General features: G+C 54.4%; 23 protein-coding genes. 10 read left to right on the top strand and 13 right to left on the bottom strand.

Features of this window, described 5'->3' with window-relative positions; genetic code table 11:
• Positions 1-36 precede the first annotated feature (36 nt).
• Together parE and TH2_RS15995 are read left to right on the top strand one after the other, a co-directional pair.
• Positions 37-2,019 carry a DNA topoisomerase IV subunit B gene (parE, locus tag TH2_RS16000; RefSeq protein ID WP_008891478.1) on the top strand — a complete coding sequence of 661 codons (1,983 nt, stop codon included), beginning with the start codon at positions 37-39 and terminating at the stop codon, positions 2,017-2,019.
• Positions 2,020-2,174: 155 nt separating this feature from the next.
• Positions 2,175-2,777, top strand: coding sequence for a hypothetical protein (locus TH2_RS15995; RefSeq protein ID WP_157194170.1), 603 nt, complete (start codon positions 2,175-2,177; stop codon positions 2,775-2,777).
• On the opposite strand, the gene TH2_RS15990 is transcribed toward TH2_RS15995, so the two are convergent.
• Together TH2_RS15990 and TH2_RS15985 are read right to left on the bottom strand one after the other, a co-directional pair.
• Positions 2,723-3,535 carry an alpha/beta fold hydrolase gene (locus tag TH2_RS15990; protein ID WP_008891475.1) on the bottom strand — a complete coding sequence of 271 codons (813 nt, stop codon included), beginning with the start codon at positions 3,533-3,535 and terminating at the stop codon, positions 2,723-2,725. The genes TH2_RS15995 and TH2_RS15990 overlap by 55 nt on opposite strands.
• Positions 3,532-4,092, bottom strand: coding sequence for a hydrolase (locus TH2_RS15985; RefSeq protein WP_008891474.1), 561 nt, complete (start codon positions 4,090-4,092; stop codon positions 3,532-3,534). The genes TH2_RS15990 and TH2_RS15985 overlap by 4 nt, the downstream gene beginning before the upstream one ends.
• A 211-nt stretch (positions 4,093-4,303) precedes the next feature.
• On the opposite strand from TH2_RS15985, the gene TH2_RS15980 reads away from it, so the two are divergent.
• A complete protein-coding gene (locus tag TH2_RS15980; RefSeq protein WP_008891473.1) occupies positions 4,304-6,175 on the top strand; it encodes a DEAD/DEAH box helicase in 1,872 nt (623 codons plus the stop codon).
• 92 nt (positions 6,176-6,267) lie between these two features.
• On the opposite strand, the gene TH2_RS15975 is transcribed toward TH2_RS15980, so the two are convergent.
• Both TH2_RS15975 and TH2_RS15970 read right to left on the bottom strand, forming a co-directional pair.
• Positions 6,268-6,714, bottom strand: a complete 447-nt coding sequence (locus TH2_RS15975; protein ID WP_008891472.1) for an Rrf2 family transcriptional regulator — start codon at positions 6,712-6,714, stop codon at positions 6,268-6,270.
• 4 nt (positions 6,715-6,718) lie between these two features.
• A complete protein-coding gene (locus TH2_RS15970) occupies positions 6,719-7,219 on the bottom strand; it encodes a GNAT family N-acetyltransferase (protein WP_008891471.1) in 501 nt (166 codons plus the stop codon).
• Between the two features lie 484 nt (positions 7,220-7,703).
• Between TH2_RS15970 and TH2_RS15965 the strand changes: the two genes are divergently transcribed.
• Positions 7,704-8,183, top strand: a complete 480-nt coding sequence (locus tag TH2_RS15965; protein WP_008891470.1) for an Lrp/AsnC family transcriptional regulator — start codon at positions 7,704-7,706, stop codon at positions 8,181-8,183.
• A 114-nt stretch (positions 8,184-8,297) separates the two neighbouring features.
• Here TH2_RS15965 and TH2_RS15960 read toward each other — a convergent pair whose 3' ends face one another.
• Positions 8,298-9,635: an MATE family efflux transporter gene (locus TH2_RS15960; RefSeq protein ID WP_008891469.1), complete on the bottom strand. Its 1,338-nt coding sequence runs from the start codon at positions 9,633-9,635 to the stop codon at positions 8,298-8,300.
• Positions 9,636-10,175: 540 nt separating this feature from the next.
• On the opposite strand from TH2_RS15960, the gene TH2_RS15955 reads away from it, so the two are divergent.
• The 3 genes from TH2_RS15955 to TH2_RS15945 all read left to right on the top strand — a co-directional run bounded on the left by TH2_RS15955 (position 10,176) and on the right by TH2_RS15945 (position 14,830).
• Positions 10,176-10,874, top strand: a complete 699-nt coding sequence (locus TH2_RS15955) for an alpha/beta hydrolase (RefSeq protein ID WP_008891468.1) — start codon at positions 10,176-10,178, stop codon at positions 10,872-10,874.
• Positions 10,875-11,174: 300 nt separating this feature from the next.
• Entirely contained in the window at positions 11,175-12,875 is a 1,701-nt protein-coding gene (locus TH2_RS15950; protein ID WP_008891467.1) for a methyl-accepting chemotaxis protein, read from the top strand.
• Between the two features lie 254 nt (positions 12,876-13,129).
• On the top strand, positions 13,130-14,830 hold the full coding sequence (locus TH2_RS15945) for a methyl-accepting chemotaxis protein (RefSeq protein ID WP_008891466.1): 1,701 nt from the start codon (positions 13,130-13,132) through the stop codon (positions 14,828-14,830).
• A gap of 79 nt (positions 14,831-14,909) precedes the next feature.
• Here TH2_RS15945 and TH2_RS15940 read toward each other — a convergent pair whose 3' ends face one another.
• The 7 genes from TH2_RS15940 to TH2_RS15910 all read right to left on the bottom strand — a co-directional run bounded on the left by TH2_RS15940 (position 14,910) and on the right by TH2_RS15910 (position 18,909).
• Positions 14,910-15,503, bottom strand: a complete 594-nt coding sequence (locus TH2_RS15940) for a YceI family protein (protein ID WP_008891465.1) — start codon at positions 15,501-15,503, stop codon at positions 14,910-14,912.
• 1 nt (position 15,504) lies between these two features.
• Entirely contained in the window at positions 15,505-16,059 is a 555-nt protein-coding gene (locus TH2_RS15935) for a cytochrome b (RefSeq protein WP_008891464.1), read from the bottom strand.
• Between the two features lie 105 nt (positions 16,060-16,164).
• Positions 16,165-16,758: a YceI family protein gene (locus tag TH2_RS15930; protein WP_008891463.1), complete on the bottom strand. Its 594-nt coding sequence runs from the start codon at positions 16,756-16,758 to the stop codon at positions 16,165-16,167.
• 300 nt (positions 16,759-17,058) lie between these two features.
• Positions 17,059-17,508, bottom strand: a complete 450-nt coding sequence (locus TH2_RS15925) for a DUF2155 domain-containing protein (protein WP_008891462.1) — start codon at positions 17,506-17,508, stop codon at positions 17,059-17,061.
• Positions 17,509-17,516: 8 nt separating this feature from the next.
• On the bottom strand, positions 17,517-17,759 hold the full coding sequence (locus tag TH2_RS15920; protein ID WP_008891461.1) for a hypothetical protein: 243 nt from the start codon (positions 17,757-17,759) through the stop codon (positions 17,517-17,519).
• Between the two features lie 133 nt (positions 17,760-17,892).
• Complete coding sequence (gene mlaD, locus TH2_RS15915) at positions 17,893-18,345, bottom strand: outer membrane lipid asymmetry maintenance protein MlaD (RefSeq protein WP_008891460.1); 453 nt, start codon at positions 18,343-18,345, stop codon at positions 17,893-17,895.
• Between the two features lie 201 nt (positions 18,346-18,546).
• A complete protein-coding gene (locus TH2_RS15910; protein WP_008891459.1) occupies positions 18,547-18,909 on the bottom strand; it encodes an NADH:ubiquinone oxidoreductase subunit NDUFA12 in 363 nt (120 codons plus the stop codon).
• Positions 18,910-19,859: 950 nt separating this feature from the next.
• Here TH2_RS15910 and TH2_RS15900 point away from each other — a divergent pair.
• The 3 genes from TH2_RS15900 to TH2_RS15890 all read left to right on the top strand — a co-directional run bounded on the left by TH2_RS15900 (position 19,860) and on the right by TH2_RS15890 (position 24,572).
• The gene (locus tag TH2_RS15900) at positions 19,860-23,564 is read left to right on the top strand and encodes a vitamin B12-dependent ribonucleotide reductase (RefSeq protein ID WP_008891457.1); all 3,705 of its coding nucleotides are present in this window, start codon (positions 19,860-19,862) and stop codon (positions 23,562-23,564) included.
• Between the two features lie 98 nt (positions 23,565-23,662).
• Positions 23,663-24,232 (top strand): isochorismatase family protein, encoded by a 570-nt coding sequence (locus tag TH2_RS15895; protein ID WP_008891456.1) that lies wholly within the window; start codon positions 23,663-23,665, stop codon positions 24,230-24,232.
• 130 nt (positions 24,233-24,362) lie between these two features.
• Positions 24,363-24,572: a DUF3185 family protein gene (locus TH2_RS15890; protein WP_008891455.1), complete on the top strand. Its 210-nt coding sequence runs from the start codon at positions 24,363-24,365 to the stop codon at positions 24,570-24,572.
• Between the two features lie 87 nt (positions 24,573-24,659).
• On the opposite strand, the gene TH2_RS15885 is transcribed toward TH2_RS15890, so the two are convergent.
• Positions 24,660-25,712, bottom strand: a complete 1,053-nt coding sequence (locus tag TH2_RS15885) for a helix-turn-helix domain-containing protein (protein ID WP_008891454.1) — start codon at positions 25,710-25,712, stop codon at positions 24,660-24,662.
• Positions 25,713-25,843: the final 131 nt, after the last annotated feature.

The raw sequence follows: 25,843 nt of genomic DNA, 5'->3' as shown, positions 1-25,843 counted from the left end.
TGTTTTAACACAATAAAAGAAGTTGCGTTCCGGGGCATGACCGACCTTTTTGAAGATTCAAACCAGTCCACCGATAAAGCCTATTCCGCCAAGGATATTGAAGTTCTCGAGGGCCTTGAGCCCGTCCGTCGACGCCCCGGTATGTATATCGGCGGCACCGATGATGCCGCGTTGCATCATCTGGTGGCGGAAATTCTCGACAACTCGATGGACGAAGCGGTTGCTGGCCACGCCGACTGGATCGAACTCGAATTGCAGCCAGACAATACTGTGCTGGTGCGCGATAACGGGCGTGGTATTCCGACCGACCCGCATCCGAAATTTCCGGACAAATCAGCACTTGAGGTGATCCTGACCACCCTGCACTCGGGTGGCAAGTTCTCCGGCAAGGCCTATGAGACGTCAGGCGGTTTGCACGGTGTCGGTATGTCGGTTGTGAACGCGCTAACCGACAAATTCCGCGTTGAAGTCTGCCGTGATCGCAAAATGGTGTTTCAGGAATATTCCAAGGGCACCCCGCTGGGGCCACTTCAGGATGGCGGTCCGATCAACAATCGTCGTGGCACCACGGTTATTTTTAGACCCGACCCCGAGATTTTCGGCACCCGCGCCAAGCTCAAGGCAGCGACCATCTTCCGTATGGCGCGCTCCAAAGCCTATCTCTACAAGGGTGTTGAAATCCGCTGGTCGGTTGACCCAAGCCTTCTGACCAGTGACGACCCGACCCCGCAGCAGGAAGTCCTGAAGTTCCCGAACGGCATTCTCGATTACCTCGAGATGACGCTTGAAGGCCGCGAGATGGTTACAGACCGTCCGTTCGCAGGCGAAGCCAAGTTTTCAGAAAGTGCCGGGCGTGTTGAATGGGCGATTGGCTGGCCGGAAAGTGGCGAAGGCTATTTCCATTCTTACTGTAACACCGTCCCGACCCCGCTTGGCGGCACGCACGAAGCCGGTTTCCGCTACGCCATTACCAAGGCGATCAAGGCCTATGGCGATATGCTGGGGCAGAAAAAGGCCGCTGCCATCACCGCCGAGGACGTCTTTGGCGGCGGCTGCATCATGCTGTCGGTGTTTATTCCCGATCCGCAATTCCAGGGCCAGACAAAGGAAAAGCTGGGTACCCAGGGTGCAACCAAACTGGTTGAAACCGCGGTGCGTGACCACTTCGACCACTGGCTGACCGGGGATACCGAAAACGCCAAGCGTCTGCTTGAACGCATCATCCTGCGCGCCGAGGAACGTCAGCGCCGCAAGGAGAAAAAGGAAACCAAGCGTCAGTCTGCGACCCGTCGTCTGCGCTTGCCGGGCAAGCTTGCTGACTGTTCGCGTTCAATCGCGGCTGGCACTGAAATCTTCCTGGTGGAGGGTGACTCTGCAGGTGGTTCTGCCAAACAGGCCCGTGACCGCGAAACGCAGGCCGTCCTGCCGCTGCGCGGTAAGATCCTGAACGTTGCGTCGGCGACCTATGAAAAGATGATGGCCAACCAGGAAATCAAGGACATGATCGAAGCCTTTGGCTGCGGTTCGGGGTCCGATTTCCGGCTGGGTGATCTGCGCTATGAACGCATCATCATCATGACCGATGCTGACGTTGATGGCGCACATATCGCATCCCTTCTGATGACCTTCTTCTATCAGGAAATGCCTGGCCTGATCGAAAACGGCCATCTATATCTGGCGATGCCACCGCTTTACCGCCTGACCCAGGGTGGCAAGTCAATCTACGCCATGGATGACGCCGAAAAGGAAGTCATCCTCGAAACCGAGTTCAAGAACCCGAACAAGGTCGAGATTTCCCGATTTAAGGGTCTGGGTGAAATGCCGCCGCAACAGCTGCGCGAAACCACCATGGCACACAAGAAACGCACCCTTCTGCGTGTTACCCTGCCCGATGCTGCCGAACCGGATGCCCGCGGACAGACCAAGGATCTTGTAACCCGCCTGATGGGCAAAAAACCGGAACTACGTTTCCAGTTCATTCAGGAACACGCCCGCTTCGTCGAGGATATTGACGTCTGATCGGCTTCTCGAAACACCAACAGAACCCGGCTTTTGTGCCGGGTTTTTTGTTTTCTGCCCTTAAAAATCGGCGCAGCCGCGTGACTTTGGCAATTTTCGGACAATATCTGAGGCTAAGCTCGTTGCTCTGAGCAAGCCTGAAAGGATCAAAGCCCATGCATGCCCCAAACAGAATGCAACCACATTCACTCAAATGCACGGTATCAATTGCCACCACAGTAATAGGTCTACTGATGCTTGGTGGTTGCAACCTCGCCACGATTGAGCCAGCTCGTTATAACGTCGCCGAGGTACAAAGCTTCAAAACTGCCGGAGCACCAAGCCGCGTGATGATGCTTGAAATCGTAGATGCAAATAAAAGCTTTTCTGATGATTTCTGGCGCACAATCATGTCCAACCACGGTTATCCACCGCGCCTTCGCTTTGTGACCGATACAAACGACATCAAAGACAGCGAAACCATCAAGCCGGAAAATCGCTTGGTTGCCGTCGTCAATCCGGAACAATCAACTATTGGGGCCAAGCTTTGCACCGATCCCAAATCCCTGCCCTTGGACGAGGCAAGCGATGAGGTAACGGTGCGTTTCGGGTTCTGCGTCGGGGACAAAAGTATTTCAGAAACCCGTGGGCACTTTAACAAGGCGCGGTTCGCCGAGCAGATCGAAAATAGTGCGGACACTATAAACTATCAGCTTTTCCCGCCTCACTTGCGCGATGATGATGACCGCCGCTGCGGTCGATTTAAACCGGGTTGCTGACGCGCCAAAAGCGCTGCTAGTGACCGGGCAAACTCAACGGGCTGCTCAAGTGGCACATAATGCCCCGCACCGGGTACTTCCTGATAGGTCGCACCGGGAATGGCATCGGCCATCTCCCGATGGCTTTCAGGGCTTATGATACGGTCATGCGTGCCGACAACAACGCTGCATGGCACGACAATATTGCCAAGATCGGTCATGCTGTCCGGGCGGGTCGCAACCGCATGGTTCTGGCGTTCAAACACACCTACCCCGCATGCGTCACCCATTGCGGTCAACAGGGAAACCAACCCGGCATCATTGCGATTATCGGGGTGAAGCATCTCATCAAGCATGCCGTCATTGACCGCGACAAACGGCGTCTTTCCCGCGACAATGCGCGACAGCAACAAACGCCGACGTCGCACCGCCTCGCTGTCGGCCGTTGCCCTTGTATTGACCAGCATCAGGTGACTGACGCGTTCCGGGGCCTGACGCAGGATTTCAAAGGCGACATAGCCGCCCATCGACATCCCCACCAGCGCAAAGCGATCCGGCGCGGTTTCAAGCACTGCACGCGCCATATCTGCAACCGTATCCTGATAAAACAATTCACAGAATACCGGCTTAAGTAAGGGCTTGGCCGGATCGTCAAGTTCGTCATATGCCGCAATCGCGGGATGCCACATGCGCTGATCGGCCAGCATGCCCGACAAAAACACAACGGGCACGCCATCACCATCGACGTGCCCGGTATATTTCTTTGAGATCGAACTCATTTAATCAGCGCGCTCAGTTCCTTGAATTCCGGCGTGCCTGCCACCCGAAGCCATTCAAACATAACGCTTTCGCGGGTTACGATTTTCGCCCCGGCATCGCGCATGCGCTCTAGGCCGAAAATCTTGTCATGCTGGCTGCGCGATGTCACCGCATCAGAGACGACATAAACTTCCCGACCGCGTTCGATCAGGTCCATCACGGTTTGCAGCACACAGACATGGGTTTCCATGCCGGCAACCACCACCTGATCACGTCCCTGATTTTCTTCCATCTTTTCGATGAAGCCGTCGGCCGGAACGGCGGAAAATGCCACCTTGGAAACGACATTGCCGCCATCAGCAGCATCACCCGGCTTTTCCAGAAGGTCGACAATCGGTTTGGCCGTATGTCCAAGACCCTTGGGATACTGTTCGGTGACGATCACAGGCACCTCAAGGCGATTGGCGCATTTGATCAGAAAACAGCAATTGGCGATGATCTGATCCGGTTCCAGACAGGCCGGATAGAGTTTTTCCTGAACGTCGATTATCAGCAAACTTGAACGGGTTGCGTCCATCAGCACTGTTTTTCTCCCCGAGTATGAGCTGTTGTGGCAGATTACGCTGTCAAATTGTTGCAAACAAGCCTCTCAAAGCCCGCCGAATGGGTTTTCCAAGGCAATTAAGCGGCGTTTTTCTTGACTTAATTAAGGGTTGGCTTTACGACGCAATCAGATTTCTAGCGATCCGCTTAACCTTAACGCATTTCTTTGCGGGAAAACGAACCATATGAATTTCGCCGATCTCGGTCTGAGCGAAGATATCCTCAAAGCCGTCGCAGACGCCGGCTACGACACCCCAACCCCGATCCAGGCCCAAGCTATTCCGTCGGTGCTGATGGCACGCGACATTCTGGGCTGTGCGCAAACGGGTACGGGCAAAACGGCCAGCTTCACCCTGCCGATGCTTGATATTCTCCATCATGGTCGGGCCCGCATGCGGATGCCGCGTTCCATCATTCTGGAACCCACCCGCGAACTGGCCACCCAGGTTGCTGCAAACTTTGACACCTATGGCAAATATATCTCGCTGTCCAAGGCGTTGATTATTGGTGGCGAATCTGCTGCCGAGCAAGGCAAGGTCCTTGAAAAAGGTGCCGATGTCATCATTGCGACCCCGGGTCGCCTGATTGATACGTTTGAGCGCGGCAAGCTGCTGTTGTCTGATTGCAAACTGCTTGTGATTGACGAAGCCGACCGCATGCTCGACATGGGCTTCATTCCCGACATCGAAAAGATCGTCAACATGCTGCCCAAGCAGCGCCAGACGCTTTTCTTCTCGGCGACCATGCCCAAGGAAATCAAACGCCTTGCCGACAAGTTCCTGTCCAATCCCAAGGAAATCACCGTATCGCCGCCTTCGACGATGGCAACCACGGTCGAACACAAGCTCCTTGTCCTGGATGATTTCGACAAGCGCGAAGCCCTCCGCCGCCTGATCCGCGCCGAAGATGTCCGCAACGCCTTTGTGTTCTGTAACCGCAAAAAAGACGTCGACATCCTCTATAAATCGCTGACCAAGCACGGCTTTAATGCTGGTCGCATGCATGGCGATCTGGCGCAAAGCGAACGTACCGAAACGCTGGCAAAGTTCAAAACCGGCGAGATCACCCTTCTGGTCTGCTCGGACGTGGCCGCACGCGGTATTGACGTTGCCGATGTTTCGCACGTCTTTAACTTCGATGTGCCGTTCAACGCCGAAGATTACGTCCACCGTACCGGTCGTACCGGTCGCGCTGGCCGCGATGGCAAGGCCTTTACTCTGGCCGTGCCAGAGGATGGCAAACTTGTTGCTGCGATCAACAAGTCCATCAATATGGACATCCCGCTGACGGAACTTGAAGGCATCGAGACGCTGGAGCTGGACTTTACCGGCAAGAAGCGTCGCAACAAGAAAAGCCGCAAGCCCAATACGCGTGACGACAAACCCGCCCGTCCGGCAAGATCGGATAAAAAGGAAACGGCAACTGACGCCCCGTCACCGGCCAAATCCGAGGCGCAACCGCAAAAAGACGCCGATGCCCCCAAGGCACCGGCACGCGACGCACGTAACAACGCGGGCAACACTGATCGCAACCGCACCGAGCGTCCGGATCGGACCGAGCGTTATGATCGCAACGACCGCAATGATCGCAATGACCGTAACAACCGCAACAATCGCCGTGACCGTGACGACCGCGATGACAAAACAGTCATCGGCTTTGGCGATCACGTTCCAAGCTTCCTTCTGACCGAAGTGCCGGCCTCAAGCCTTGGCAAAAAGCCTTCTGACGACGAAGAAGAAGCACCGAAAAAGACCACCACGGCCAAGCGCAAGCCTGCTGCTGAAAAGTCGAAATCAACGACGGCCAGAAAGCCGCGCCGTTCGACCAAAAAGGCCAGCGACGAAGCACCGGCAGAGGATGCTGCACCAGCAGCAACCGAGGCACCGGCTGAAACCGCAAGCGACGCAAAGTCTGACGCTGCACCGGCCAAGGAAGTCAAAAAGCGCGCACCGCGCCGTCCGCGCAAGAAAGCTGTCCCAAAGGCAGAAACCGCTGACAAGGCTGCGGATACCGCCCAGACACCAGCAGAACCGGCCCCGGCAGAAAGCGAAAGCTAAGCCCGCCGCGCGTTCGCCAATCAAAAGGGCCGTCAGAGCAATCTGACGGCCTTTTGTTTATCTGGTGTATGTGTCTGTGCTTGGTTTATGCGTTAAACCGCGCGGAACAATCCGGTAGATGTCGGTTTTTCCGGACGACGTTTGCGCATCAGTTTCAGCATCGTCTCGATCGTGATCGACAGCAATGTGGCATGGGTGATCTCTTCGATCTCATCCATCACCATCGAAAGCGCCGCACCGGCATTGGTGTTCTGCACGATGCTGTTGGACGGGCTTGTGCCGACCTCTTCAAACAACTGCACAACATCCAAAAGTGTCGTGCGCTTGGCATTGCCACAGAAACGATAACCGCCACCAGCACCACGGACTGATTCAACCAGCCCCGCCCGGCCCAGATCACGCAGGACCTTTGCCAGGTGGTTGGTTGAAATATTGTAACGCTCGGCAATTTCCGATGCTGAAAGCTGGCGGTCGGTATCTTCGGCCAGTTCCAGCACGGCATAGAGGGCAAACAGCGTCGCCTTTTGCAAGGACATCATTGGCTTATTCCCCCTCTTCCATATCTGTTTCCAGCTGGATGAATGGCCCCGCCATCATGCCCTGCGCGCGGAAGAACGACATCAAGTCGGTCGCATCGCGCGGGATCATGGTCCGGATCTTGGTCACCCCGGCCTTGCGGAAACAGCGGCAGATTTCGTTATAAAGGATGGTACCGATCCCGCCCATGCGCAGGTCCGGTTCGACACTAACGGTGCCAACCCAACCGCACGGCACGGAATTGAATTCCCACGAACGGACTTCACCGAAAATGCAGCCCAGAAGCGTTCCGTTTTCTTCGGCAATCAGAAAGAAACGGGAATCCTTGCGGTTGCCATAACGGGTAAAAAGGTCGTCCCAGTAATCCGGCTTGCGCAGTCCCGTGGTCCGGTCATCAAGATCGACAACATTGGCGAGATCTGCCTGAACCGCCGGACGAATATTGATTTTATGCTCGCCAATTGTAACCAGGTTATATCCCGGCGTGTCTTGCGCAGCGTCCACCATACGTGCCTTTCAGTATATCGGCTGCCAATGTCAGACGAGTGTCAGACGAGTGTCAGACATTGCCAACCTCCCCCGGGCTCCCGGCAGGAGAATAATCACAATCGAAATAAGTAAATTGGTACGATTATACTACACTGCCCGGATGGCACACGGCAACGATAACTTCCGCTGCAGATGCTCACAACTGCAGGCATTCCAAGGAATTGAAGGTCATACTTGCATTGCTTGCCTGTTGCAAGTCTTTGGCATGCACGGTGTGGTTAAGATCTGTTGCACCGCATTGCGATCATATACAGAATTTCGACGTAAAAATTGCACCGTTTGGCGACGCAAAGATTGACAGAAACGCGAAGTCATGGCTTATCGCGCAGCAGAAATTATGTACGCCCGGTCGGGAATTTGGCAAAATCCACCCTTCCGAAAATACGGTTCTCCGGGCGAATTTCGGCCCGTTATCTTATCGTCCAAAGGAGTGTGGCACGCTATGGCGCGCAACGGTTTCGACGCAATTGATCGCAAAATTCTTCGTGAAATTCAGGAAGACGGTCGAATCTCCATGGTCGAACTGGCTGACAAGGTCGGCCTGTCCGTTTCCCCCTGCCTGCGGCGTCTGCGCAAGCTCGAAGAAAGTGGCGTCATCCGCAAATATGTCGCCCTTTTGGACCCGGCCCATCTTCGCCTTGGTGTGAATGTCTTCGTTACCGTATCGCTGACCCAGCATGACGAGCCGTCACTCCGTCGCTTTGAAACGGCCGTGCAGGAACACCCGGAAATCGTTGATTGCTATGCCATGGTTGGCAATCAGGACTATATGATGCGCATCGTTGTGCCGGACCCGGCCGCCTATCAGCGCTTCCTGTCCGAAGTCATGATGAAGCTGCCCGGCGTCGCCAACATGAAATCAAGCTTCACGCTCCACGAAGTCAAAAACAGCACCACCCTGCCGGTTGCTGACGCCGACTGATATCAGTTGGATGCCCGCCTTCGCGGGCATGACGGCAAGAACCATATGGTATGGCACCGTCATCCCCGCGAAGGCGGGGACCTTAATCAGCAAGTTCCGAACCTGACAAGCGCTCTACGCCACCGCCGGACGCTGCTTGGGAATGATTGTCGGGAACAGCACCGCCAGTGTCAGCCCGCGCAGCAGGAAGAAGCCGTTAAACGCGGCCCATAGAAAATGGTTGCTGCCCGTCACCACGGCCCACCAGGCAAAACCGGCATAGATCGCGACTGACAGCAACATCATGTTGCGCCAATGCTTGGTCTGCATCGCGCCCAGAAACACCCCGTCAAACTGAAAGCCCAACACCCCGGTAATCGGCAATACCACCGCCCACATCAGATATTCATAGGATGCGCTGCGGACTTCCGGAATACTGGTCAGGGCATCAATGATCCATGGTCCCGATGCAGCAAACAGGGCAGCCATCACCACGGCTGAAACAATCCCCCAAACGGTTGTCTTGCGCACCGCCCACAGGAACTGTTTGCGTTTTTCCGCGCCATAGGCCTGCCCGACAAGGGTTTCTGCCGCATGGGCAAAACCATCAAGCGCAAATGACCCGAACATCAGGAAGTTTTGCAAAACCGCGTTGGCAGCAAGCGTCACCTCGCCAAACCGGGCGGAGAAGCTGGTAAACAGTGCAAAGGCCGATGTCAGCGCCATGGTGCGGATAAAGATATCGCCATTAATCTTCATCAGCCGGGCCAGTTGCGCACGATCAAAAAGACCAATCCCGCGCCATGTCCCACCCAATCTTTTCAGATGCGGTTGCATCAGGAACCAGCCCAACACAACGCCCGAATAATCGGCAATCACCGTGGCACCGGCCACTCCGCGCACGTCCCAACCGAACCCCTGCACAAACAGGATATCTAGGATGATGTTCAGCGAATTGAGAACCACCTGAAAAATGAACACAGCCCGGCTGTCACGCATCGCCAGCAACCAGCCCAGCATGCAATATTGCATCAGCGTCGCAGGCGACGCCCATATCCGGACATGGAAATAATCGCGCGCGGCGGCCTCGACCGCCGGTGTCGGCGCAATCAGGCTCATCGCCAGTTCAATGATCGGCCATTGCAACACCATCACCGCCAAACCGGCAACCACGGCAATCAGGGCCGCGCGGGCAAATACTGCACGCACGCCATTTGGGTCACGCCGTCCATAGGCTTGTGCCGCAAGGCCCGTAGTTGCCATGCGCAAGAAGCCAAAGCTCCAGAACACATAGGAAAAAATAAGCGCGCCAACCGCAACCGCCCCGATATAATGCGGGCTATCGAGATGTCCGACCACAGCCGTATCGACCGCGCCAAGCAACGGAACAGTCGCATTGGAAAGAATAATCGGCAGGGTCAACGCCAGAACGCGTCGATCACCCTTGCCGAACCAGCGGCGCGTGCGGTTCATTTGGACCTCGGTCTATGGATCATGCTGTGGGGCATCCGGGCGAACCGGAAGAATTCTTGTGGCACAGATTACCAGGCGGCAAAAGGCACCTTTTAATGACCGGCTGTCCAAAAAATCCACATCGTTAACTTTTTGTCCCGCCTCATGCAGCTTGTGCGCGAATTGCCGTCGAAAATCTGCCCCCATAATCGGGTGCCTGCCACGGGCTGTCCAAACACCAAGAACAGGAAAATCAAATAACTATTTGTTTTTATTTACTAAAATTAACTACAGAACATCTGCATCTTTTAAATTAGAAAACTCAAAAAATCTATACTGAGGAATAAGCACCCAAGACCAAAACTGATGTTTTTGACATTTTACAGGATAATTTTCCCCAAACCTGCTTTTCCATCCACAAAGTTATCCACAGGTCATGACGGTTTGTGGGTTTCCTGCAATCACGGCCGTCCGGGAACCTTTGGTTTTGTGACAAAAAATGCTGGTGGTCAGTCGACTGCATTGCTAAGCAGGTGCAAAGGGAAATTCAGGAAAGCACGCATGAGCACCGACACATTGTTATCTGGTCCGGCCAAACCGGCTGCCTCGGGCACCACCAAAAGCATTGTCATCTTTCTGCATGGCTATGGCGCGGATGGAAATGACCTGATCGGTTTGGCGCCGCATCTGGCACGCGCCCTGCCCGACACCACCTTTTATTCACCAAACGCGCCCTTCCCGTGCGAAATGTCGCCGTTCGGACGCCAATGGTTCAGTCTGGCCGAATATGATCCCGAATTCCTGCGTCGTGCGCCGGAAACCATGTCTGGCGCGCTTGCTGCCATGGCCGAAGGTGCCCGCAAAAGTGCGGCCTATGTCGATGACTTCATCGATCACGTCATGGAAACCCATGGCGTGTCTGCGGACAAAGTCGCACTGGTTGGCTTTTCGCAAGGAACGATGATGTCCCTGCAAACTGCCCCCCGACGTGATAATGAAATTGCCGGCGTTGTCGGCTTTTCCGGTGCATTGCTTGGCGAACAGACTTTTGGTGCTGAAATCAAATCCCGTCCGCCCATGGTGCTGGTCCATGGTACCGCCGATCCGGTCGTACCGATTGAGGCATCACGCCTTGCCAAGGAAACGCTTGCTGCCAATGGCATTGAAGTCAGCCTTCATGAAAGGCCCGGCTTGCAACATGGCATTGACGAAGAAGGCCTTGGCATAGCCGCAGGATTTTTGACAAAGGTGCTTGCCTGATCCCACGGGTTTGATCCGTCGCAAGACATTTAAAAAGGACATCTGCAATGATCGCAGATGTCCTTTTTTGATTCCTGACCGAACCCTTTGCAACGCCACTTGTCTGCGTCTGCATGGGCCCATGTTGCCGCACCGCAACAGGCACAACTTTTGATTAGTGAATTTCCTTAACAGGGCTAAATATTACTATACTTTTCGACAGGTAACTGTTTTAAAATATACGCGCATCAAGGGGTAAGAAAAGGGTGCCATCCCCCTGACATCGCTGCTGAAATGGCAACATACACGGGTACAGATCACATGTTACAAAACATCAAGATCAGCAAGAAGGTCGCGAGCCTGACCTTGCTGTCACTGGTTGCACTGCTTGTAATCTCGGCGCTGGAACTTTTTGCATTGCGAGAAGCCCTGCTCGAAGACCGCAAGGACAAGGTTAAAGCCACAACCACAATGCTTGTGACGGCCGCACAGTCCTATCAGGACCTGGTCGATAGCGGCGAGCTCAGTCAGGAAGAAGCCGTCACCGAATTTTACCGGGTTGCTGCGGCATCCAAGTTCGACGATGGCACGGGTTACTTCTTTGCCTATGACAGCAAGGGCGTCAACATGATGCATGCGGCCAACCCCGCCCTTGTCGGCAAGGATCTTAGCAAACTTCAGGACCCGAGCGGTTCCTTCATCATTCAGAACATGCTGGATGTCGCCAAGGCACCGGCGGGTGGATACTTCACCTATCTGTGGCCAAAGCCCGGCCACCCCGAAGAAGACCTTTTTGAAAAACAGTCCTTTGCCGCCACCCTGCCCTGGGGCGACGTCATCGGGACTGGCATCTATATTGATGATGTCGATGCGGCTTTCTGGGAACAGGCGATTTTCGTTCTGGTCGTCATCGCGATTGTCATTGCGATCATGCTGGCCGTTTCCTTTGCAATTGGCCGCAACATCACGGTCGGACTAAGCAAGCTTTCAAGCCGCATGACCGAAATCGCCAGTGGCAAACTTGAAGGCGAGATCGAAGGTCAGGACCGGGGTGACGAAGTTGGTGACATGGCACGCACCGTGGTTGCCTTCCGCCAGCAGGCGCTTGAAAACCAGAAGCTGCAGACCCGCCAGCAAGAGCTTGAGGCACAGGCCGACAAGCAACGCCGTCAGGACATCACCGATATGGCCGACAGCCTTGAATCGCGTGTCAAAGGCTTGATCCGTTCGATCTCGGGCTCGATCACCGAGATGAAAAAAGCCACATCCTCGATGGAAGAAGCCAGCAACACCAACAGTTCTCTCTCTGCGGCTGTGGCATCTGCAACAACCCAGACCTCGACCAACGTTCAGACTGTGTCTGCCGCGACCGAGGAACTGACCGCATCCTCCGATGAAATCGCCCAGCAGATTTCCCATTCCGCCGAGATCGCCAATCAGGCCAACGAACAGGCCACCCGCACCAACCAGACCGTTACTGGTTTGGCGGATGCGGCCCAGAAGATTGGCGATGTTGCCAAGCTGATCGGTGATATTGCCGAACAGACCAACCTGCTGGCCCTGAACGCCACCATCGAGGCCGCACGTGCCGGTGATGCTGGCAAGGGCTTTGCCGTGGTCGCAAGCGAGGTCAAAAACCTTGCCAACCAGACCGCCAAGGCGACCGAGGAAATCAACCAGCAGATCCTCTCGGTTCAGAATGAAACCGGCGAAGCGGTTGAGGCGATCCGTCTGATTTCCGAAACCATCGCACAGGTCGCCGATAGCTCAACGGCGATTGCAGCCGCAGTCGAAGAACAGCACGCCGCCATCGGCGAGATTTCGCGTAACGTTCAGCAGGCTGCTGATGGCACCAGCGAAGTCTCCCAGCGGATTGAGACCGTCAACGAAAATGCCGGTCGCGTATCGTCTGGCACCAGCCAGTTGGCGCAGTCGGCCGAAAAACTGGTCGACGAAGCAAAATCGCTTGATGAGGCGGTTGAACACTTCCTTGCCGATCTGCGCAAACGCGCAACCGACTGATCCGTATCAACACGCAAACCATCCGAAAGGCTAGGGCAGAAATGCCCTGGCCTTTTTTGATGGCTCCGAAACTTATAAATGAAATTCAGTCAATATCTTAACACAATACTGAACGGCCATCAGTAAGTGTTACTTCGACGTTTGACTATACATAAACCTACACTTTAGGCTAATCTCTCTTGCATATGATCTGAAACTACACCAATATATTCGTATATTTTGATCAACAAGGCCTCGTCTGGCGGAGAAACCATATGCTTGGCAATCTAAAGATTGGTTACAAAATCGTCATCTTGTCTGTCATCGCGCTCGTTGGCGTCATTGTCGTTGGCGGGCTTCAGCTCTCCACCCTGCGCGATGCACTCCTTGAAGATCGCAAGGACAAGATCCGGTCCACCACCAACTACATCACTTCAATCGCGCAGTCCTATCAGGACAAGGTTGATGCTGGTCTTCTCAGTCAGGAAGACGCAATCACCCAATTCTACGAGCTGGCCGGTGCCGGCAAATATGACGGCAAGATCGGATATTTCTTTGTCTTTGCCACCGACGGCATGACCGAAATGCACGGTGCCAATCCAGCACTTGTCGGCAAAAGCCTGAACGACGCTCAGGATTCCCAAGGCAATTATTTCATCCGCAATCTGATCGCGTCCGGTAACAAGGCTGGCGGCGGTTTCTCGTCCTATCACTGGCCCAAACCCGGCGAAGATGAAAAACTGACCTTCGAAAAGCTGTCCTTTGCCGAACCCCTGCCATGGGGCTCAATCATCGGTACGGGCATCTATATTGATGACGTCGATGCGGCTTTCCGTGAACAGGCAACATTTGTTGTCATCATTGGCGGTGTGATTCTGTTAATCCTGACCCTAGCCGGTCTGGCCATTGGTCGCGATATCACCGGCGGACTTAAAACCCTTTCCGCCCGGATGCGGATTATCTCGTCAGGTGATCTCGAAGGCGAAATCGAAGGCCAGGGCCGCAAGGACGAAGTCGGCGACATGGCGCGCACGGTGGTTTCTTTCCGCGAGCAGGCACTTGAAAACCGCAAGCTTCAGGAAAATCAGCGAGCGCTTGAAGAACAAGCCGAAGAAAATCAGCGTAAAGCCGTGATGGAAATGGCCGATTCTCTTGACGTCAAGGTCAAGGGTCTGATCAGTTCGATCTCCAGGTCGATCAAGGACATGCAATCGGCCACCGATGAAATGCGCAGCGCAACCAACATGAACAGCGAACTGTCGGCTGCTGTTGCCTCGGCAACCACCCAGACATCAAGCAACGTTCAGACGGTCTCCGCCGCGACCGAGGAACTGTCCGCATCCTCCGATGAAATTGCCCAGCAGATTGCAACCTCGGCAAATATCGCCAATCAGGCCAATGAACAGGCGACCCGTACTAACCAGACCGTTACTGGCCTGTCCGAGGCCGCACAGCGGATTGGCGACGTCGCAAGTCTGATTGGTGACATTGCCGAACAAACCAACCTGCTAGCCCTGAACGCCACCATCGAGGCCGCGCGTGCGGGTGATGCCGGCAAGGGCTTTGCCGTTGTGGCAAGCGAGGTCAAAAACCTTGCCAACCAGACCGCCAAGGCAACCGAGGAAATCAACCAGCAGATCCTGGCTGTTCAGAACGAAACCACCGAGGCGGTCGATGCCATCCGTCTGATTTCCGAAACCATCGCCCAGGTCGCTGACAGCTCAACGGCGATTGCGGCTGCGGTCGAAGAACAGCACGCCGCCATCGGCGAGATTTCACGCAGCGTTCAGCAGGCAGCTGACGGCACGCGCGAAGTATCCGAACGCATCGAGACGGTTAACAGCAACGCTGGCAAGGTATCTTCGGGCACCAACCAGCTTGCCAGTACAGCCGAAAAACTGGTCTCCGAGGCGGTCGCCCTTGATGACGCTGTTGAGGCCTTCCTCGATAACTTGCGCAAAAGCGCAACCAAATAAACGCACACACCAAGTAATTCAGGACACGTGCAAAAAAGCCGCCCCGGAGCCTTTCCGGGGCGGCTTTCTTTTCGGATGGTCAAGCGCGTGCCGGCTTAGGACGCATGGCCTCGATCTCGATTTTGATGGTTACGGCGTCACCAACCTGTGACGTGTCCTGCCATTGGCCCTGCCCGACACCAAAGTCAGTGCGGTTGATCGTCACCGTCCCTTCGGCTTCGGCCTTGTTGCCTTCGATCTCAAGATCAAACGGCAAGGTTACTTCGCGGGTGACATCACGGATCGTCAGATCAGCAACCGCTTCGTACTTGCCCGGCGCAACTTCGCTAAAGGACTTGGTTGCAAACTTCGCGGTCGGCCATTGTGCCGCATCAAACCAGTCTGGCGAGACGATCTGACTGTCACGGTCACCATTGCTGGTATTGACCGATGCAATATCAATCAGGACCTCGACCGAGGACCCGGCAAGGTCATCAGGTGAAAATACGATGTCGGCTTCAAAGGATTCAAACTTGCCTTCAAACGCCGCACCAAGCTGAGTACCCGTAAATTCAATTTCGCTTTCGTTGGCGTCCACCACCCATTGGTCGGCGGCCAGTGCAGCCCCGGAAAAACCGGCGATGGTCGTGGCAATTGCCAATGCAGGCAGCATTTTGCGTTTCATCTGAAACATGTCAGTTTTCCTCGAGTTTGCAGGGCAACATACGCCGCAATGTCGCGTCGCGATCCCAAAAATGATGTTTGAGTACCGCCAGAAAATGAACACCGACCAGTCCGGCAACCGCCCATGACAATGCCCAGTGCACCGTGCGCAAGGTTTCAAACAGTTCCTGATTGGGCGACACTAGATTGGGCAAGGTAAACAGGCCAAAGACGCTGACAGGGAAGTTCGCGGCCGACGACATGGTCCAGCCGGTCAACGGCATGGCAAACATCAACAAATACAATCCCAGATGTCCGGCCTTTGCCGCCAGACGCTCGATCTGAAGTTTGCCAAGCTCGTACGGGCTCGGCTCACTTACGCGCCAGATAACGCGCAGAACCACCAACGCCAGAACCGTTATGCCAAGTGACTTGTGGCGCGATATCCACTCCAGCTTTTCCATCCCCAGCGGCAGGAAGTCCATGTACCAGCCAATCGAAAAAACGCTGATGACAAGAAGCGCCATCACCCAGTGAAAGGTCTTGGTCACCGCGCCAAAGGCGTGCTTCGTACTACGAATTGTCATAACCGGCTTTCCTTGCTGCCTGCCCATGTCTTGCCCGGGTCTGAAATGTGATGTGCGCCGCAGCAAATTTGCCACAGCGCACACCCGAAATCCAATAAAGCCGGATTACTTCTGCTTCAGGAATTCCGAAGAAATCTGAAGGGTAACTTCGTCACCAACGCCCGGCACGAGGAAGTCCATGCCGTAATCCGTACGGGTCACAACACCGTCTGCCGAGAAACCGACAACTTCGTCACCGGTCATCGGATGGGTGCCTTCACCGCTAAGGGTAACGTCAAGAACCAGCGGCTTGGTTTCGCCAAGAAGGGTCAGGTCGCCCGTGACGGTTGCCGCATTGTCACCAACCAGCTCGACCGAGGTGCTGGTGAACGTTGCGGTCGGGAAGCTTTCAACATTAAAGAAATCAGCAGTCTTCATGTGGTTGTCAAGCGCTTCGACACCAGTATCGATCTGGTTGAGATCAATGGTGATGGTCGCCGAGGACGCTGCCGGATTTTCACGATCAAGGGTCAGCTCACCGGTGGTGCCGGCAAAACGGCCCTGGAAGTCCGAGAAACCAAGGTGGTTAACGATGAAAATCACGCTGGTGTGGGACGGATCAAGCGTATAGGTGTCAGCCGCCTGGGCAGAAAAGGCCGCCCCTGAAAGACCTGCAGCAACTGCCAGCGCAACACCGGCCTTTTTAATTGACTTAAACATTTTGAATTCCCTCATGTTCACAAGATGCAAAGGTTCATTGCACCGCAATAAATCGTGAGTTGAGCATGACAGGCCTACCCGGCGCTCTCAAGCCAACGAAACCGCAACACATATTTTCGGTTTTGGAAACAATAGCAAAAACATTCGCCATATTCTTGACAATATAGCCCCAATCCCATCGAGGCGGCCGTTCGCGATACCGTTGGTTTTTCGCCAATCCTGCAAAATCATGCAGCCGCACCACAAAAAAAGCTGACCACATTTGCGGTCAGCTTGTTGCCAATCTGGATATGATCGGATTTATGGCTGCTCCGGGGCGGCCTGGCCTTGCGGGGCGGATTCGCCGCCGCTGGCATCGCCCTCGGCCGGATCAAGACATTCTTTCAGCCACACATCATAGACCGGATGTTCAAGGGCCGACAAACCGGGACTTGATGCGAACATCCAACCGGAAAACAGATCCTTGCGGGGTGTGTTGCCATCTTCACGAATGTCGGCAATATCAAGGAAAGTCGCACTTTCCGGGAGTTCTTCCGGGGGCGTTCGATAACACGCATCCACCCGGATTTCGAGTGTCCCGAAACGCGCAACCTGCCCTACTGGCACTTCAAAGGTCGAAATGCGGGCGGTAATTTTATCCAAGCCCTGCAACTGGGCAACCGGGGCCGGGCGATAATCAAGCGCCGAAGACGCCGTTCCGATCATTGCACATGTCGAACAAATCGCGGCAATCGCAAAGGATCGTTTCATTGTGGTCTTCAGTCCTGTTCGTCGCTTTTGTTATAGGGATTATGCAGTTCGGCAACCAGATCGCGCATCACATTACGGAACTGCTCTTCGTCACAGCCCATCAAAAGCGCATCTTCAAGCGCGTCCTGCATGATCTCGCGCAGTTCGCCGAAATTGTCATTGAGAACCTTGATCTTTTCCACGCATGAAAGCGGCGAGCCATCGCTGGCCTGCCAGGTGGGAAAGTGATCAACATTTCCGGTCTTTTTCATCAACCGCTCCGACATTTGGGGCAAGGCAGGTCTGTATTCTACTTTGACCGACGCCTTGCTGCGTTCTCTGCGCCGCACCTTGCTGTGCAATCCCGGCAAAATCATGGCCGCTTGTCGCGGGCCCTCTGATCAATCAATTATCGCTGTTGGTCGAAGAATAGATAACCTGACCAATAAGGTCTTCAAGGTTTACCGACCCTTGGGTGAACTCAATTTCGCCACCGGCCTCGATCATGTCGATATCCCCGCCCGGCTCAAGAGAAACAAATTTGCCACCCAGCAACCCGTCAGACGCAATCTTGGCCGAACTGTCCATCGGCAATGCCAGATCGGATCGCACCGACATTTTGACGACCGCCATATATGTATCGGGATCAAGTTCCTGGGCGGTCACCGTTCCGACGGTTACACCTGAAACACGAACGTCATTGCCAACAACAAGACCATCTATGCGATTGAAGCTTGCCATGATTTCATAGCCTTCCACCGTACTGATCCCGGCGCGTGAATAGGAATAGGCCGCAAATCCGACCGCAACAGCGATCACGGCAGCACCGGCAATGGTTTCAATCAGTCTGTTGCTCATCGACCTTATCCGTTCTGTATCTCTTTGAGACTTAGGGTCAAAACCCTATACTGTATTGCCCCGCCCCGAAAAACAACCACCCAAAAGACAACCGCCGCAAACGGGCCATCGGGAAACAGAATTCAGGCAAAACATATCGAAAACACAAACGGGCGCGAGTTGCCCCGCGCCCGCCTGTTAATCGGTATTCTTTCGGATCAATCAGCCTTCCGGCGACCAAGCCTGATAGTCACCGGTCGCCGGTGCACGCTTGCCGCCACTATATTCATGGCCCTTCGGACGATAGGCATGCTTGGTGCCCGTCAGGTTCGGCTGGTGTTCTTTCTGCCAGTCATAACGGTCTTCGGCCTTTTCAGACAGCGGCGCATCAAGGGTGTAATGCAGCCAGGCATGCCATTCAGCCGGGACCTTGGATCCTTCGACGACACCTTTGTAAACAACCCAACGCTTGGTGCGACGACCCTTTGCCGGAGTCTTTTCGGTGTAATAGGTATTGCCGAAACGGTCTTCGCCAACGCGCTTGCCAAACAGCGCAGTATAAATACGGGTGCCGACGGTGGCCATGTTGGGTCTCTCTCCAGATCTGGTTTGTCCGCCTGCTTTACGCGATGGCGGCAAAAGGCAGTACAGCGTGTTTGGTGATACACCCTGTCAATCAAGTGACTTATATGTCGTGATGTTCGTGGAAAGTCAATGTTTCAGGGCCCCCGGCCTCAACAATCGCAAGACAATTTATATCTGTTTGCAAACCGGCTCCTCGCCCTGCCCCGCCCACGAATAAATCAGAGCCTGCCTTTAATGGAAATTTCCATCTGAAAACAACCCACAACTGCTTGTGGGGCGACGACTCTTTGATCCATCTACATCTGGGGGCTTTGTCCACCTCCTTATCCACAATGCGCCCCATATATGTAGTAGGCCGGAAGGCTTGATACCCCTGCCTTTTCACACAGATCCGAAACAAGACTTTCATATAAATATCAAACTGTTATCATTGGTTTCCATGCTACGAAAAACCATGCAGTGTCTAATTTTCAGCTTGGCACTGGAAATGGAATGAAAACGGCGTTAGCTTGATCAAACGTTGGGTGGGTTTAACGCGTTCCCACACAATATGTAGTCCGAGTCTTAGGACCGACACACAATCGCGCTGCGAAACAAATCGCAGTTTTCCGGGCCTCCCGGACCGATTCAGAGATTGTTAACGAGAATCCCACCAGCATCGAATCAACAAGACAGCAATCGACCCACTACATGTTGTGGTAAAAATTACTGTCAACCACAAAGATTAGTGGACTGTGGCGAAATTTTGCCATTATAGTCTTTCCCACGGACCGGATGGTTCCAAGGGGGGACCAAACCACCGAATACCCATACCTGCGGGCTCTGGAAATGCTGGAAAATATCGGCATCAGGGGCAGCGCAAGAGCATTGAGCAAACTATATAAAGTCAGGCGATGTTGGCGCATCACCAGATAGCGCCCTGTTACGTCTGATCAGAACCGGAGCAGACCATGCGGATTACCAGAAAATTCACTCAGGAAGGTGTCAGCCCTTACGCCGACATCGAATTTCGTAAGTTATCATCTGTCATCAAAAACCCGGATGGTTCCGTTGTTTTTGAGATGAATGACATCGACATGCCCGCCTCCTGGTCACAGGTCGCGAGTGACGTTCTGGCACAGAAATATTTCCGCAAGGCCGGTGTTCCGGTTGCCCTTAAACCGGTCAAGGAAAAGGACGTCCCGTCCTGGCTGTGGCGTAAGACCGCTGACACCGCCAAGCTTGACAAAATGCCGGCTGAAAAACGCTACATCAGCGAAACCAGCTCAACCCAGGTCTTTGACCGTCTGGCAGGCACCTGGACCTATTGGGGCTGGAAAGGCGGCTATTTTGACGCCGAATCCGATGCTCAGGCTTTCTTTGATGAAATGCGCTATCAGCTCTCCCACCAGATGGGTGCGCCGAACTCGCCGCAGTGGTTCAACACTGGTCTGCACTGGGCGTACGGCATTGATGGCCCGGCACAGGGTCACTCCTATGTTGATTTCAAAACCGGCGAACTGACCAAATCGGCCAGCTCGTATGAGCATCCGCAGCCGCATGCCTGCTTCATTCAGTCGGTTGCCGATGATCTGGTTAACGAAGGCGGCATCATGGACTTATGGTCACGTGAAGCCCGTCTGTTCAAATTCGGTTCCGGTACCGGTTCTAACTTCTCCAACGTACGTGGTGGCGGCGAAAGCTTGTCTGGCGGCGGTCGTTCTTCCGGCCTGATGAGCTTCCTGAAAATTGGTGACCGTGCTGCTGGCGCCATCAAATCGGGTGGCACCACCCGTCGTGCGGCCAAAATGGTTGTCGTTGATATCGACCACCCGGACATCGAAGAATATATTGATTGGAAAGTCGTCGAAGAGCAGAAAGTTGCTGCCCTCGTCGCCGGTTCCAAACTGGCTGAAAAGCACCTGACCGCAGTTCTTGCTGCTTGCACCAACTGGGACGGTGCCGCTGACTCCGAAGATCGCTTTGTACCGCGCGCCAACCCGCAGCTCAAAGAAGCTGTCTTGGCTGCCCGCGCTGTGATGATCCCGGATTCCTATATCAACAAGATCATCGAATTCGCCCGTCAGGGCTTCACCGAAATCAGCTTCAAGACCTATGACACTGATTGGGACTCCGAGGCATACCTGACCGTTTCGGGTCAGAACTCGAACAACTCTGTTCGTGTGTCGAACGACTTCCTTCAGGCTGTTCTTGATAACGGTGACTGGGAACTGATCCGCCGTACCGATGGCAAAGTTGCCAAAACCATCTCTGCCCGCGATTTGTGGGACAAGGTTGGTGAAGCTGCCTGGGCGTGCGCAGATCCGGGCATCCAGTACGACACAACGATCAACGAATGGCACACCTGCCCGAACTCGGGTCGCATCAATGCGTCCAACCCGTGCTCGGAATATATGTTCCTTGATGACACCGCATGTAACCTCGCATCGCTGAACCTGATGAACTTCCGTTCTGATGACGGCGGCGTCGATATCGAGGCTTACGAACATGCTGTCCGTCTGTGGACGGTTGTTCTTGAAATCTCAGTTCTGATGGCACAGTTCCCGTCTGACCGTATTGCAGAACTCTCCTATCGTTACCGTACCCTTGGTCTTGGCTATGCCAACATTGGCGGCCTTTTGATGAGCATGGGCATCCCCTATGACAGCGACGAAGGCCGTGCGATTGGCGCGTCGCTTACCGCGATCATGTGTGGTGTTTCCTATGCAACCTCGGCTGAAATGGCCAGCGAACAGGGTGCGTTCCCGGGTTATGCCGACAACGCCGCTGAAATGCTGCGTGTCATGCGCAACCACCGCCGTGCCGCTTACGGTGAACAGGAAGGCTACGAAGGCCTGTCGATCAACCCGGTTCCGCTGGTTGCTGCTGACAGCCCCTATGCCGATCTTCCGGTTGCCGCCCGTGCAGCCTGGGACAAGGCGGTCGAGCTTGGCGAAAAGCATGGTTACCGTAACGCCCAGACCACCGTTATCGCGCCGACCGGCACGATCGGTCTGGTTATGGATTGCGACACCACCGGTATCGAGCCTGACTTTGCCCTCGTGAAGTTCAAAAAGCTTGCTGGTGGCGGTTACTTCAAAATCATCAACCGCACCGTTCCGGTTGCGCTTGCAACGCTCGGCTATACCGAAAACCAGATCCGCGACATTGAAAAATACGCGGTTGGTCATGGCACCCTTGTTGGCTCGCCGTCCATCACCCATGATGACCTGAAAGCCAAGGGCTTTGACGACGACGCCATTGCCAAGGTTGAAGGTGCGCTGAAGAACGCATTTGATGTCAAATTCGTCTTCAACAAATACACCTTTGGCGATGATTTCTGCGTCAACCAGCTCGGTCTGGATGCCAAGGCAATCAACAGCATGGACTTTGACATGCTGGCCGCCCTCGGTTTCGATAAAAAACAGATCGAACAGGCAAACACCTATGTTTGCGGCGCAATGACCCTTGAAGGTGCCCCGCATCTGCGTGACGAAGACCTCGCTGTCTTTGATTGTGCAAACCCGTGCGGCCGTATCGGCAAGCGTTACCTCTCAGCTGAAAGCCACATCCGCATGATGGCCGCGGCTCAGCCGTTCATCTCGGGTGCGATTTCCAAAACCATCAACATGCCAAGCAGCGCAAACATCCAGGATTGCAAAGATGCTTACATGCTGTCCTGGCGTCTCGGCCTTAAGGCCAACGCGCTCTATCGTGATGGTTCGAAACTCAGCCAGCCGCTGAACTCTGCCCTGGTTGAAGAAGACGATTACGCAGATCAGCCGACCGCTGCCAAGGCAGCCCAGGCGTCCGAGCAGATCGTTGAAAAAATCATCGAACGCGTCATTCGTGGCGACCGTCGCTCCCTTCCGGGCCGTCGCAAAGGCTACACCCAGAAGGCGACCGTTGGTGGACACAAGGTATATCTCCGTACCGGTGAATACGAAGACGGCAAGCTTGGTGAAATCTTCATCGACATGCACAAGGAAGGCGCTGCATTCCGCTCGCTGATGAACAACTTCGCAATCGCGGTGTCCATCGGCCTGCAGTATGGCGTGCCGCTCGAAGAATATGTCGAAGCCTTCACCTTCACCCGCTTCGAGCCGTCCGGCATGGTTTCCGGCAACGATGCGATCAAGATGGCAACTTCCATCCTTGATTACATGTTCCGCGAACTGGCGATCTCCTATCTTGGTCGTAACGACCTCGCCCACGTTCAGCCGTCCGACATCCTTCCGGATGCGGTTGGCGAAGGTGTCAGCGAAGGTGACCTTGGTGAAGAAGCCAAGAAAACCGGCGATCAGGCGATTGAAACCATCCGCAAGGTGGCATCAAGTGGCTTCGTGCGTCGCAACCTCTATGTGGTTGATGGCGGTGTTCAGACCGAAGAACGCGTCGTGGAAGTCAAATCCACCGGCACCGACGGTCATGGCCACAGCCACGAAACCACCGCAAGCGCGACCACCGCTGCACCGTCAGCACCGCAGAACAATGCGATCCTGACCACCAGCGAAGAAGTCATCGCCAAAACCGATGCCAAAATGGAACAGATCCGCGAAGCCCGCATGAAAGGCTACGAAGGTGATGGTTGCCCGGATTGCGGTAACTTCACTCTGGTGCGCAACGGCACCTGCCTGAAATGTGACTCTTGTGGCGCGACCACCGGTTGCTCCTAAGGGGTCTGTCCCTTCCGAACACCTGATGTGATCAGCAAACCGGCCGGGGATTTCCCGGCCGGTTTTGTTTTTGGCCCATTTATTGACGGAGTATTCCCATGTCCCTGCCCCTCCTGGACAACGACACCGCCCTCATCGTCCTTGATGTGCAAAAGGCCATTGATGATCCGCGCTGGAATTCCAAAAACAATCCCGGCTATGCCGATGTGATTGCAAAACTGCTTGCAGACTTTCGCGCAAGAAACCTGCCCGTCATTCACGTGCGCCACGAAGAAGCCAACCCGGCCTCAAGCTTCTATGTCGATGGCCCCGGCCAGCCGTTCAAGGACGAAGCATTGCCCATCGACGGCGAAACCGTGATTGCCAAACAGCAAAACTGTGCCTTTGTCGGAACGTCACTGGAAAAGCACCTGCATGACCGCGGCATCAAACGCCTGATCTTTACCGGTGTGGTTATCCATAATTCCATGGATGTCACCATCCGCATGGCCCATTGCCTTGGCTTTGAAAACTGGCTGGTACTTGATGCCACCACCGCGATTGATGTGACAGATGCCAACGGCAAGACCTTCCCGGCACAGGATGTGTTTGATCTTTATGCCGCTGTACTGGCCTCGGAATATTGTTCACTTACTCAGAGCTCTGATGTGATTTCCGCATTGTCCTGATCGAACATGAGCCGTCGGGAACAAGCCTGGGGATCGTGCGTTATCTTTTCTGTTCAATATGTTGGCGCCTGCCATGCCCCCTTGCACAGGGCGGTGCTAACCAAAACAGATAAAGACAGGAGCAAACATCATGTCCCTTGGCCGTATTCTGGGCGTTGTCGCCCTTGTAGTCGGTGTTGCCCTTTTGGTAACGGGCTATAACGCATCCGAAAGTGCTGTTGATCAGCTTTCGGAAACCTTCCTTGGCCGCTATACCGACGAAACGGTCTGGTATCTGATTGGCGGTATTGCCAGCGCGATCGGTGGCTTGCTGTTGCTCATCATGGGTGGCAAACGATAATATTTCCGCCACTGTCCACCGGCAAAGTCCCGTGGGCAGTGGCATCAATTCCCCGACTATCCGCTCTATGCTCCGCAGACTGCCGCACTACGCCAGCGTATGCAGCCAGTTCTCATAGCGCTTATCAACACCATCACCAGCATGGTGCGCATGCGGTCGATGTCCGGCCCTGACATCACCTGGCGTGACACCATATTTCGCGCGAAACGCCCGGATAAACCCGGCATCGGTTTCATAACCACATTCCAGCGCAATGTCATACATTGACCGCCGCCGTTCTTTGGGGTCGCCCAACAGTTTCAGGGCATGGCGCAGCCGCATCTCACGCAGATAGTTTTTAACCCCGCCATGTTTTTCAAACAGCTGATACAGGCTTGATCGTGACAGGCCAAGGTCACTGGCGGCCTTGTCCGCGGTCAATTCTGCGGCGAACAGATTTTGCCGAAAATATCGCCGGATCATCACACCTTTTTCGATATCACGGCGCATTGCGTCGGTGGAACGGGTCCCTCCGTCTGCGGCATTCAGGCAGGCCGACAGCATCATGACGATCGTTTTCTGCAACACCGATATCTCGTGATCGGCAAGCTCGTTGATATAGCGATTAAGCGCCAGAATTTGCTGAAACAGGATGCTGACCAGCGGGTCACGCTCTGACAAAAAACGCAGATTGTGATCATCAGGATGGGTCAGATGATCCTCGACCAGATGCCGTGGCAAAAACAGATGCATCGATTTGAAGCCATCGCTGGTCTGCGCCTCGGTCCGCTGCGAAAGATCAAGCAGCAGCAACCCACCGGGTTGAAGAACATCTCCGCCAATGCCGATCTCGGATTTTACCCCGCCATCGGTGTAAAGCTGGATGTTGTAATGATCCATGCCGTCGGCGGCGATCATTTGCGATGTGCGCGAAAAGCTTTGTGAACAGCTTTGCGCCTCGATCATCAAAAGGTCGCTATGCCGCCATGAATTAAGGTTCGCCACAAAACCTGCCTCGCGGGTTTTGCGATCCATTTCGACACTGTAAATACAGTTGATGCTTTCTTTCCAGATCTCGAACTGTTTTGCTCTTGGCAGCTCGCCAAGCGAAAAACGCGACCTTTCAAGCAGCGCAGACTTGGGGTTTGTTTGATGCGTCATACCTTGACAGCCATATGTGGAAAACTCTTCCTTTTTTCACCCTGCGCCTATTTCTTTCGCTTTTCAATGGGCTTCTTATGCCAACGCATAGGGTCACCCTACTTTGCACCCCACCCAGAACTTCCCATTTT

The organism is Thalassospira profundimaris WP0211, assembly GCF_000300275.1.
Classification (GTDB): domain Bacteria; phylum Pseudomonadota; class Alphaproteobacteria; order Rhodospirillales; family Thalassospiraceae; genus Thalassospira; species Thalassospira profundimaris.
The sequence above is the reverse complement of the archived record's forward strand: the minus strand, read 5'-3'. Positions and strand labels throughout refer to the sequence as shown.

Excerpts from the sequence above, each read along its gene's own strand:
- TH2_RS15970 (WP_008891471.1), bottom strand. The coding sequence starts at position 7,219 with ATGGTGGACGCTGCGCAAGACACGCCGGGATATAACCTGGTTACAATT.
- TH2_RS15980 (WP_008891473.1), top strand. The coding sequence starts at position 4,304 with ATGAATTTCGCCGATCTCGGTCTGAGCGAAGATATCCTCAAAGCCGTC.
- TH2_RS15910 (WP_008891459.1), bottom strand. The coding sequence starts at position 18,909 with ATGGCCACCGTCGGCACCCGTATTTATACTGCGCTGTTTGGCAAGCGC.
- TH2_RS15900 (WP_008891457.1), top strand. The coding sequence starts at position 19,860 with ATGCGGATTACCAGAAAATTCACTCAGGAAGGTGTCAGCCCTTACGCC.
- TH2_RS15935 (WP_008891464.1), bottom strand. The coding sequence starts at position 16,059 with ATGACAATTCGTAGTACGAAGCACGCCTTTGGCGCGGTGACCAAGACC.
- mlaD (WP_008891460.1), bottom strand. The coding sequence starts at position 18,345 with ATGAGCAACAGACTGATTGAAACCATTGCCGGTGCTGCCGTGATCGCT.
- TH2_RS15995 (WP_157194170.1), top strand. The coding sequence starts at position 2,175 with ATGCATGCCCCAAACAGAATGCAACCACATTCACTCAAATGCACGGTA.
- TH2_RS15950 (WP_008891467.1), top strand. The coding sequence starts at position 11,175 with ATGTTACAAAACATCAAGATCAGCAAGAAGGTCGCGAGCCTGACCTTG.
- TH2_RS15985 (WP_008891474.1), bottom strand. The coding sequence starts at position 4,092 with ATGGACGCAACCCGTTCAAGTTTGCTGATAATCGACGTTCAGGAAAAA.
- TH2_RS15890 (WP_008891455.1), top strand. The coding sequence starts at position 24,363 with ATGTCCCTTGGCCGTATTCTGGGCGTTGTCGCCCTTGTAGTCGGTGTT.
- TH2_RS15990 (WP_008891475.1), bottom strand. The coding sequence starts at position 3,535 with ATGAGTTCGATCTCAAAGAAATATACCGGGCACGTCGATGGTGATGGC.
- TH2_RS15945 (WP_008891466.1), top strand. The coding sequence starts at position 13,130 with ATGCTTGGCAATCTAAAGATTGGTTACAAAATCGTCATCTTGTCTGTC.
- TH2_RS15930 (WP_008891463.1), bottom strand. The coding sequence starts at position 16,758 with ATGTTTAAGTCAATTAAAAAGGCCGGTGTTGCGCTGGCAGTTGCTGCA.
- parE (WP_008891478.1), top strand. The coding sequence starts at position 37 with ATGACCGACCTTTTTGAAGATTCAAACCAGTCCACCGATAAAGCCTAT.
- TH2_RS15975 (WP_008891472.1), bottom strand. The coding sequence starts at position 6,714 with ATGATGTCCTTGCAAAAGGCGACGCTGTTTGCCCTCTATGCCGTGCTG.
- TH2_RS15965 (WP_008891470.1), top strand. The coding sequence starts at position 7,704 with ATGGCGCGCAACGGTTTCGACGCAATTGATCGCAAAATTCTTCGTGAA.
- TH2_RS15925 (WP_008891462.1), bottom strand. The coding sequence starts at position 17,508 with ATGAAACGATCCTTTGCGATTGCCGCGATTTGTTCGACATGTGCAATG.
- TH2_RS15920 (WP_008891461.1), bottom strand. The coding sequence starts at position 17,759 with ATGAAAAAGACCGGAAATGTTGATCACTTTCCCACCTGGCAGGCCAGC.
- TH2_RS15895 (WP_008891456.1), top strand. The coding sequence starts at position 23,663 with ATGTCCCTGCCCCTCCTGGACAACGACACCGCCCTCATCGTCCTTGAT.
- TH2_RS15885 (WP_008891454.1), bottom strand. The coding sequence starts at position 25,712 with ATGACGCATCAAACAAACCCCAAGTCTGCGCTGCTTGAAAGGTCGCGT.
- TH2_RS15940 (WP_008891465.1), bottom strand. The coding sequence starts at position 15,503 with ATGTTTCAGATGAAACGCAAAATGCTGCCTGCATTGGCAATTGCCACG.
- TH2_RS15960 (WP_008891469.1), bottom strand. The coding sequence starts at position 9,635 with ATGAACCGCACGCGCCGCTGGTTCGGCAAGGGTGATCGACGCGTTCTG.
- TH2_RS15955 (WP_008891468.1), top strand. The coding sequence starts at position 10,176 with ATGAGCACCGACACATTGTTATCTGGTCCGGCCAAACCGGCTGCCTCG.